10 protein-coding genes and 1 rRNA gene are annotated in these 9,480 nt (G+C 54.4%); 9 read left to right on the forward strand and 2 right to left on the reverse strand.

The features are described 5' to 3' along the window. Position 1: 1 nt before the first annotated feature. From ACFSO0_RS04415 to ACFSO0_RS04430, 4 genes are all read left to right on the forward strand, one after another. Positions 2-1,054, forward strand: a complete 1,053-nt coding sequence (locus ACFSO0_RS04415) for a M42 family metallopeptidase (RefSeq protein WP_376876884.1) — start codon at positions 2-4, stop codon at positions 1,052-1,054. A gap of 10 nt (positions 1,055-1,064) precedes the next feature. Further along, on the forward strand, positions 1,065-1,826 hold the full coding sequence (locus ACFSO0_RS04420; RefSeq protein ID WP_376876887.1) for a class I SAM-dependent methyltransferase: 762 nt from the start codon (positions 1,065-1,067) through the stop codon (positions 1,824-1,826). Positions 1,827-1,880: 54 nt separating this feature from the next. After that, positions 1,881-2,432, forward strand: a complete 552-nt coding sequence (locus ACFSO0_RS04425) for a cob(I)yrinic acid a,c-diamide adenosyltransferase (protein WP_376876890.1) — start codon at positions 1,881-1,883, stop codon at positions 2,430-2,432. A gap of 73 nt (positions 2,433-2,505) precedes the next feature. Continuing rightward, a complete protein-coding gene (locus ACFSO0_RS04430; protein ID WP_376876893.1) occupies positions 2,506-3,294 on the forward strand; it encodes a GNAT family N-acetyltransferase in 789 nt (262 codons plus the stop codon). A gap of 98 nt (positions 3,295-3,392) precedes the next feature. On the opposite strand, the gene ACFSO0_RS04435 is transcribed toward ACFSO0_RS04430, so the two are convergent. Then, positions 3,393-4,289, reverse strand: coding sequence for a complex I NDUFA9 subunit family protein (locus ACFSO0_RS04435; protein ID WP_376876896.1), 897 nt, complete (start codon positions 4,287-4,289; stop codon positions 3,393-3,395). Between the two features lie 127 nt (positions 4,290-4,416). Between ACFSO0_RS04435 and nth the strand changes: the two genes are divergently transcribed. From nth to ACFSO0_RS04450, 3 genes are all read left to right on the forward strand, one after another. Next, complete coding sequence (gene nth / locus ACFSO0_RS04440; protein WP_376876899.1) at positions 4,417-5,121, forward strand: endonuclease III; 705 nt, start codon at positions 4,417-4,419, stop codon at positions 5,119-5,121. Between the two features lie 152 nt (positions 5,122-5,273). Beyond that, on the forward strand, positions 5,274-5,708 hold the full coding sequence (gene perR / locus ACFSO0_RS04445; protein ID WP_376876902.1) for a peroxide-responsive transcriptional repressor PerR: 435 nt from the start codon (positions 5,274-5,276) through the stop codon (positions 5,706-5,708). A 261-nt stretch (positions 5,709-5,969) separates the two neighbouring features. After that, entirely contained in the window at positions 5,970-7,727 is a 1,758-nt protein-coding gene (locus tag ACFSO0_RS04450) for a glycosyl hydrolase family 18 protein (protein WP_376876905.1), read from the forward strand. A 79-nt stretch (positions 7,728-7,806) separates the two neighbouring features. Here ACFSO0_RS04450 and ACFSO0_RS04455 read toward each other — a convergent pair whose 3' ends face one another. Beyond that, complete coding sequence (locus tag ACFSO0_RS04455; RefSeq protein WP_376876908.1) at positions 7,807-8,181, reverse strand: YgzB family protein; 375 nt, start codon at positions 8,179-8,181, stop codon at positions 7,807-7,809. A gap of 116 nt (positions 8,182-8,297) precedes the next feature. On the opposite strand from ACFSO0_RS04455, the gene ACFSO0_RS04460 reads away from it, so the two are divergent. Next, positions 8,298-9,149 (forward strand): hypothetical protein, encoded by an 852-nt coding sequence (locus tag ACFSO0_RS04460; protein ID WP_376876911.1) that lies wholly within the window; start codon positions 8,298-8,300, stop codon positions 9,147-9,149. Between the two features lie 255 nt (positions 9,150-9,404). Further along, a 16S ribosomal RNA gene (locus ACFSO0_RS04465) occupies positions 9,405-9,480 on the forward strand; the annotation flags it as partial.

The following is a 9,480-nucleotide window of genomic DNA, read 5'->3' on the forward strand; positions in this document are numbered from 1 at the left end:
CATGAGCGTATCCATCGATTATGTGGTCGAATCTTTTTGCCAGCTGGCGAAAATCCCGAGCCCATCAGGAAACACCGCGAAAGTAATGGCGTGGGTATCCAGGGAGCTTGAGAAGCTGGGCGTAGGCTTCAGGCGCACCAACAAAGGAGCGATCATCGCAACCATCCCGGGCGCGAATACGGAAAAGGCGCGTCTGCTCACCGCCCACGTCGACACGCTGGGCGCGATGGTCAAGGAAATCAAGGCGAACGGCCGCCTCAAGCTGGCGTTGATCGGCGGATTTGAGTTCAACGCGGTGGAAGGCGAGCACTGTGTCGTGGAGACTGGAAGCGGCCGTCTGGTGACCGGAACCATTTTGTCGACGAAAGCGTCTGTTCACGTATACGGACGGGAAGCAGGCAAGGCGGAGCGCACGGACCAGAACATGGAGGTCCGGCTGGATGAAAAGGTGAAAACAAAGCAGGACGTGCTCGATCTGGGGATTTCCGTCGGGGATTTCGTGTCGTTCGATCCCCGCGTCACCGTGACGGAGAGCGGCTTTGTCAAATCCCGCCACATTGACGACAAGGCGAGCGTGGCAATCTTGCTCGGCGTCATCCGGGAGTTGCAGGAAACCGGCACCCGATTGCCTTACACGACTCATTTCTTCATCAGCAACAACGAGGAGATTGGCTACGGCGGCAACTCCAGTGTTCCGGCGGACGTCGTCGAATATTTGGCGGTAGACATGGGAGCGATCGGTGACGGGCAGACGACGGATGAATTTTGCGTCTCCATTTGCGCGAAAGATTCCTCGGGACCGTACCACTACGGTTTGCGCAGCCATTTGACCAGACTCGCCGAAGCGAACGGCCTGAACTACCAGGTGGACATTTACCCGTACTATGGATCAGACGCGAGCGCGGCGCTGCGGGCAGGCTACGACATCGTTCACGGCCTGATCGGCCCTGGCGTGGACGCATCCCACTCCCATGAGCGGACGCATCGGGAAGCGCTCGACAATACAGCGAGGCTGGTAATGGCTTACCTCCAATCGGAGCAATTGCAAGCATAGGAGAGTTGGCATGAGTAATTTGTATCATTGGGCGGATTACTACGATTTGACGCAAAAGGGCGTCCCCGGCGACATCGATTTTTACGTGGAACAGGCCAAACTGGCGGGCGGCAAGGTGCTGGAGCTGGGCTGCGGTACGGGGCGTATCAGCATCCCGTTGGCGCAGGCAGGCGTCGACGTGACCGGACTGGATCTCTCTTTGGAGATGCTGGAGCGGGCCAGACAAAAGGCGGCGGCAGCGGGCGTAGCCGATTCGTTGCGGCTGTTGCAGGGAGACATGCGCAACTTTGATCTGGGACAGACCTTTTCGCTGATCATGATCCCGTTCCGCTCTTTTTTGCATCTGCTGCACATCCATGAGCAGATGAAGGCGCTGACGAGTATTCGCAAGCATCTCGCCCCGGGCGGCAAGTTCGTGATGAACGTGTTCGTGCCAAAGATTCAGCACTTTCACGAGGAGAGCGAAAAAATGTCCCTGCGCGGCACATACCGGCTGGACAACGGCGAAGAAGTGGCAATGTGGGATTACACCCGCTACGATCATTTTCAGCAATTGTCAGAAGTGACGCGGATTTACGAACGCTCCAATGCGGACGGGGTCATGATCGAAAGAGTGACAGGGCGCTTCACTCTGCGCTACATCTACCCGGCTGAATTGCATCATTTGCTCCGTCTGAACGGATTGAAAGTCGTTCAGCGCTACGGCACCTTTACCAAAGGGGCCTTTGATGCCAGCAGCAACGAACTGATTGTGGTGGCAGAAGCTCTGTAGTTTTTGCAGCGTGTCGATTTCCAGGGAAATAACAGGGAAAATGGAGGGGTCTGGATGAAAATCTACACCAAGACTGGCGACAAGGGCGAGACTTCGCTGGTAGCCGGGGTTCGCGTCCCGAAGTTCGCCGACCGGGTGGAGGCGTACGGCACGTGCGATGAAGCGAATTCCCAGATCGGGCTGGCGCTTTCCTTGCTGCCTGATTCGCTCGACTGGTCAGAGCTGCGCGGCGTCTTTCACGTTGTCCAGACGAAGCTGTTTCACGTCGGTGCCGAGTTGGCCACGCCAGAAGGCAAAAAGGTCGGCTGGCCGATCGTGGACGAAGACGTCACCTTTTTGGAAGGACAGATTGACAAGCTGGATGCAGATTTGCCTCCGTTGACCAATTTCGTGCTGCCGGGAGGACATCCGGCGGCAGCGGCCTTCCACGTCGCCCGCACAGTCGTGCGGCGCGCAGAGCGGAAAGCCGTTCACGTGGCACAGCAGGAGCAAGTGAATCAGGCGGTCGTCAAATATTTGAACCGGCTGTCTGATTACCTGTTCGTCGTGGCGCGTCATGTCAACCAAATGACCGCCACCGCAGAGCAGACGCTGCACGAATCGTGAGGAATTCAATCGGGACGGCGTGGTGACTTGACGTAAAGGTTGAGCCAGCTGGGCTGTATCACAGGAGGCTTACATGAATCTGCTGTCTATCGTTGAGAAGTCGGACGTTGCTTACAAGCTCGTTTTTTCCGAGAGGGAAGAGCGGCCTTGGGGGCATTTGTTCAGGAATGAGCAGAATCCACACCATTACGACGCCAATCATGCGCACATCTCCGGTCCGATTGCAGTCCGGGAGCAGGCAAAGGCGATCGTGGAAGAGGTAATTCCGTACTATGCGGAAAAAGGGATTTACCCGCGTTTGTACCTGTACGATCCGCCCCATCAACAGGTGCTCGTGGATGAATTGCTGCAGTGCGGCTTTCGCAGCGAGGAGCTGTCCTCTCCGATTCAGATTTGGCGAGGTCAGCTGGCAGAGGTACGCCAGATTTCGGGCATCACGATCGAGCCGGTTACTGAGGCCAACCGTGTTGAATGCTTGCAGGTAGAGTCCATCCCGGAGCTTGGAGGAAAGGAAGTGCGCGAAAAGGCATTTGAAAGAGAATTCGCACATCCGGACTTCCAGCACTTCCTGCTGCGCGTAGAAGGGCAGCCGGCTTCCTCTTTATGTCTGCTGCAGGCTGGAGACGTTATGCGAATCGAGAATGTCGCGACCTTGCCACAGTTTCGCGGGCGCGGATTGATCGGCCACCTGATCCGCCATGCGCAGGAGCAGTTTCTCGAAAGGGGAGGTTCGCAGCTGTGGGTTTGCCCGATTAACGAGCGGGTGGAGCAAGTGTACGGGCGCTACGGATTTGCGACGGTGGGCGTGCTTCCGTTTCTGCACGTCTTTCGCGGCGGCTTGGCCATATCAGAAATTCGCTAGGAAAAACGTCATAAGGATTGCAAAAAGCCCCTGGTTCAGGGGCTTTTGTTTTTCCCACAGAGCAGGGGGACTTGCCTGAAATGCGGGTGAAAAGTTTTCTAGCGGCGCAAGTAAGCGGCGATTCCTTCTCGAAAGTCGATTGCCGGGGTGTCAAACGTCGCGTAGAGCGTCTCGCCATCCTGGCAGGCGTTGCCTTCGAGCAGCATGGTGAGCTGTGTGTTCGTGATAGGGAAGAAAGAAAATCCTTCCATCAGATGGATGACCGGCTTCATCAGCGAAAGCGGGATGTGCAGCTTGCGGACGCTTTTTTTGCCAAGGACAGCGCCGATCGTGTCGAGAATTTGCTCATACGTGATCGCTGCGGGTCCGCCTGTTTCAAAAATGCGATTGGTGGCGGCCGGGAGAGTCAGAGCCTGGACGAATACGTCAGCGACTGTTTCACGCGCCACGGGCTGCAACAGGTACGAGCCAGTCCCCAGCACAGGTGTCACCGGCAGCTTCACCAGATCGGCCAGCATGTTGACGAATTCATCGCCCGGCCCGAAGATGACGGATGGCCGGAAAATGACGTGCGGGATACCGCTTGCCTGTACGAGCTGCTCGGCTGCGTATTTGGTCCGGTGATAGGCGCTTGGGGCATTTTCCCGCGCCCCCAATGCGCTCATGTGCACAAAACGGCGTATTCCCGCTTCCTTGGCCGCTTCTACGACATTTCTCGTCCCTTCCACATGGACCCGCTCGAATGTGATTCCTTTCCCCGGCTGCTCCCGGATAATTCCGACGAGATGGATGACCGCATCGCATCCGGCCATCGCTTTCGCCAGCGACTCCCGGTCGAACAGATCGCCTGTCACGTCAGTCGTCTGAATGTCCGCTTGCTTTTTTCCTTCCGATCCGGGGCGAATCAGGCATACGGCATGATGCCCATGCTCCCGCAGCTTCTCCAGGATGCCTTTCCCCACGAAGCCGGTGGCGCCGCTTACAAATACTTTCATGTTCATCTCCCCTCGCTATTTTCTACCAGCTCCATCTTACCTCAAGGGGCAGCAGCCACGCTACAAGCCCGCAGATTGCCGTGTTGACGAGGAAAGGTATAATGGAGGGGAAAAGGGGGACAGTTCTATGGCGCAACGCAAAGTACCTGTCGCGGAAATACTGGATACGCTGCAGCAGCTGTATCCGGACGCGCATTGTGAGTTAAACTATACGACCCCGTTCGAGCTGCTGATCGCCACGATCCTGTCAGCGCAGTGCACGGATAAACGGGTCAACGAAATCACGGCACCCATGTTTGAAAAGCTGAACAAGCCGGAGCACTATCTCCATTTGACGCAGGAAGAAATGGAGGAGCATATAAAAGGGCTTGGACTGTATAAAAATAAGAGCAAGAACATTTTAGAGACCTGTAGAATCTTGTACGAAAAATACAACAGCGAGGTGCCGCGCACGCACAAGGAGCTGGAGGCGCTGCCCGGTGTCGGACGGAAAACCGCCAATGTGGTTCTCTCCAATGCCTACGGAATCCCGGCCATTGCTGTCGACACGCATGTTTTCCGCGTAGCCAATCGGCTAGGGCTGGCGAGCAGCGACAACGTCGACGAAGTGGAGCGCCAGCTGATGAAGCGTATTCCCCGGGAAAAATGGTCGGATGCCCATCACTGGCTGATCTGGCACGGCAGACGTGTCTGCTCGGCGCGCAACCCGCAATGCGGCCAATGCCCGTTGCAATCCAGGTGCAAATACGCGATCGCGGAGAGCAAAAAAGCGTCGAAGACCAAGGCAAAGCCGATGGCCAAACCCCGGACTGACGCAAAAGCAAAGGCGTAATTCGACACTGCCGTCCTTTACATTTGATTTCGATGTAATGGATATTGACAGTTTTCGCATGCTGGACGTACACTTATTTATATTAATTCTAATCAATGACATGAGAAGTGCCGATTCTTTTGTCTTTGCGAATGACTGCGAGGTGTGACGCTATGACACAGCGTGTAGAAAAAGCGGTAGAAATCCTGAAGAATACCGGGGTTCGTATGACACCTCAACGCCATGCCATTTTGACCTATTTGCTGGAGACAATGACTCACCCCACCGCTGACGAAATATACAAAGCACTCGAAGGCAAATTTCCCAATATGAGTGTTGCCACCATTTATAACAATTTGCGTGTCTTTAAAGAAGCGGGACTGATTGTCGAGTTGACTTACGGGGATGCGTCCAGCCGGTTTGATGCAAATGTGGAGGAAGATCATTATCACGCCATCTGTACCGAGTGCGGCGCGATTCGAGATTTTCATTTCCCTTATTTGAGGGACGCGGAAGAAGCTGCAGCACGAGACATCGGCTTTCACGTAACAGGTCACCGCATGGAGGTTTACGGCATCTGTGATGCCTGTCAAAAGAACACCCACTGAGTCTGTTGGGGCTGAGAATACCTTCTGAGTCAACCGGAAATGTGTTGAGGAGGAAGGTATTTTTTGTATCGAGTCTTTCGCCAAAGGCCTTGTCGCAGCAAAGTTTTCTGGTCGCAACCTGTAACGTTTTGTCGTTTCAAACGTCTTTTGTTTGGAAGCTGACTTTGTTTGCTCGCTGCATCAGAAGGTTGTGAATGTTTTGAAATCAAATGCGTATTCTGCCTGTTTCGGGCATGTTTCGCTTGGGAGGAGGCTGCGCACGTGAGTCTTGAGCTTGGCATGGCACCTCGCCCCAAGAAAAGACGAAGGCGGTTGCTGCACAATTTTTTCATGCTCATGCTGTTTTTGGTGGCGATTTTCGGCGCGATCTGCTGGTTTTTCATACTTCGGCCGAGTACGGAGCACGTCCAGCCATACGGCGGTAAGCAACATGCCATCGTTTATGAGGGCACGCCCGCCAAAGTGCCCTACCTCATGGAGTCCGGTCAGATCCTGTTGCCTTTTGAGTTTATCCGGGAGCACATCGACCCGGCTATTTATTGGGATGAGCCAACGCAGTCCGTCATCATCACGACGAAGGACAAAGTGCTGCGGATGGAAAGCGGACAGGTGGTAGCTTATTTGAACAAGCAGGCGGTCAACCTGCAAGTTCCGGTCAAGGAAGCTGGCGGCGTCCGCTACGTTCCGCTCGCTCCGCTGGAAAAGCTGTATCCGTATTCGTTCGCGCAAAAGCAAGGGACGGGCGTGCTGGTGGTGGAAGGCGACGGGTACGCCGTCCAGCAAGCCAAAGTCGTTCAGGATGACGAGCTGCAACCGGTGCGGACAGGCGCTTCCTACCGTACGCCGATCGTTGCGGAACTGGCGGCAGGTGTCGAAGTAGACGTTCTGGGGGAGTCGGACAAGTGGTACCGGGTGTTGACGGCTGACGGCATCGCGGGTTTCTTGCCAAAGGATAGCGTGGAGCTGACACAAGTTCGCAAGGTAAAGCTGGACCGTCTCGCGTCATCCGCTCAGCAGGCCCCTTGGAAGCCGCTGGGGCAAAAAATCAATCTGGTGTGGGAGCAGGTTGCCAATCGCAATCCGAATGTCGCAGGAATCGCGGCCATGCCGGGAGTCAATGTCGTTTCGCCAACGTGGTTCGAGCTGAAGGACGCGGAAGGAACGCTGCAAAACAAGGCCGATCCGGCGTACGTCAAATGGGCGCACCAGCGCGGCTACCAGGTCTGGGGCTTGGTCACGAACGGCTTTAACCCGGATTGGACCAAGTCGGTGCTGGGCAGCTACGACAAGCGGGACAAATTGATCGCTCAGCTGATCCACTACGCGAATCTGTACGATCTCGACGGCATCAACATCGACTTTGAAAATGTGTATTTGGATGAAAAGCCGAAGCTTGTGCAGTTCGTGCGGGAGATGACGCCGTATATGCACGAACAAGGGCTGGTCGTGTCGATCGACGTGACGGTCAAGTCCACGGCAGAGACGTGGTCGATGTTCCTCGATCGCGGTGCGCTTGCCCAGGCCGCCGATTATATGGCGGTCATGACGTATGACGAGCATTGGGCATCCAGTCCGGTCGCCGGCTCCGTCGCATCTTTGCCGTGGGTGGAAAAAGGGCTGCAAGGCGTGCTGGAGGAAGTGCCGCACGACAAGCTGCTTTTGGGAGTCCCGTTTTACACCCGTCTGTGGACGGAAAGCCAGCAGGCTGACGGCAGCATCAAGGTGACATCGAAGGCGCTGGCCATGCCGACTGCGCTGGAGTGGATCAAGGAACACAATCTCACGCCAAAGCTGGATGAGGCAAGCGGGCAAAATTACGTCGAGTACACAGACCCGAAGGACGGAAAAACGTACAAAATGTGGATCGAGGACGTCACGTCCATGGAGAAGCGGACCGCGCTCGTGCACAAGTACAATCTCGCCGGGATAGCATCCTGGCGGCGCGGCTATGAGGTGCCGGAAATTTGGCAGACTGTCGCGGACGGGTTGAACAGCCGGCCGACGCAATCGTCCCCGTAACAGAAGAAAGCCACCTGCCTGCCCGAAAAAGGGCGGTACGCAGGTGGCTTTTTGCCTATGAATCGCAATCGGTACAGCATTATGTCCGGTTTTGCTGCGGCTGCCCGTCCTCGAGTCGCAAGGGCTGTCCACAAAACATACAGGCATCTTCTTTTCCCAGCATCTTTGTCACTTTCTGGCACGAAGGACACTGTACTTGTGGCGCAGAGGTTGAGACCATTCCGGAAATCATAAACATAACCGTGCTGCCCATCGTCAGGAGAAACCCGATGATCAGCAGCAGCGTCATAAAGACGTGAGAGCCTTTGAGCAGGGTTCCGAGAAAAGGAATAAAGTCCAAGTATCCAGCAAAAAAAGCATACCCTGTATACATCAGCAAAATACCGATCACCATGCTCCAGTTACCCCAGGTGCGCATGCGTTTGATCTTGCTCAGGCGTTCAAATTTCTTCATCATCATTCCCCCTACCTTACAGTATAGCATACAAAGGATTTGTCTGTTGACAAGCAGGAAAAGGACATCTCTTGTAGAATCCATATGTTCAACCCAGGGGCAGGGAGGAAGAGGACATGAGGCCGGAAGAGAGTCGACAAACGTACCTTGAACTGCTTCAAAAACGTTTGGATGTACGAGCTGTATTGCTGTTGCCTGAGTCCCTCTTTCGCGAGGAAGCTTTTTATTTGATCCTGGCGAACCACCCCGAAGGTGAAGGGACAATCAGACGCGTTGCCGTTCAGGGCCAGTTGATTACCGAGCAGTGGATGAGCGTCTGGCATCTGGAAAAGAAAGCGGCTTGCGGCCTGGATGAAAATCTGGCGCATCTGCTTGCAAAAGCGGAAGTTGTCATCGATAAAGACGGTTATATGAAACAGGTCAGGCAGCGCCTCCTTCGGCCTTCCGACTCTTTGCAGAAGAAACTTGTATGTAGAGAGTATTCCCGTTTGCTGCTTTTTTTTCACGAGGCAAAAGAATGGCTGCAGCAAGGGCTGACGCTGGACGCCTATCGTTTGTTTGTCCAGGCGCTTCATTCGTGGGCCAGACTGGTTGTTTACGAAATGGGTGAGCATCCCCAGGCGTCGTTGTGGTCACAGGTCAAACTGCTGGACTCGTCGGTCTACAAGCTGTACGAGGAACTGTCTGCGAATGGCGAGACGCTGGAGAAGCGAATTGAGCTGCTGGTGCTGGCGATCGAGTTCGCTGTGACTTCGCGAATGAAAGATTCCGTCCGTTTTCTGACGGAACTGATGGAGACGAAGGAAGGGCCGTGGCGACTGCAGGAGCTGATGAGCCATCCAGCTGTACAGTCTGCAGGCATTGAGATTCCCGTACTGATCGATAAAATGGTCCAGCGCTCATTCGTACAGGAAGTCGTTTGTCCTGATGAAGGGGATCAAGAGGTTTGTTTTATTTTGTTGGGATGAATTTTTTAAATGCTGTTGACTTTTATTTCACATTCATGCTATATTAACAAACGTCGCTGTTGCTTCAACGAAAAAACTGGCAGCGAAAAAAATAAAAAAGCACTTGATTTAATCGGTGTGAATGTGGTAAATTAAAAAAGTCGCCTCCGGGCGATGGCGGAAAAATGCTCTTTGAAAACTGAACAGCGAAAGCGTTGATGAGTCTATCATTAAATGATTTGCCAGCTTGAAAAAGCGATGAACCAGAAACAAACTTTATTGGAGAGTTTGATCCTGGCTCAGGACGAACGCTGGCGGCGTGCCTAATACATGCAAGTCGAGCGAGTCTCTT

Source organism: Brevibacillus sp. GCM10020057, from assembly GCF_042683565.1.
In the GTDB taxonomy this organism is placed as follows: domain Bacteria; phylum Bacillota; class Bacilli; order Brevibacillales; family Brevibacillaceae; genus Brevibacillus.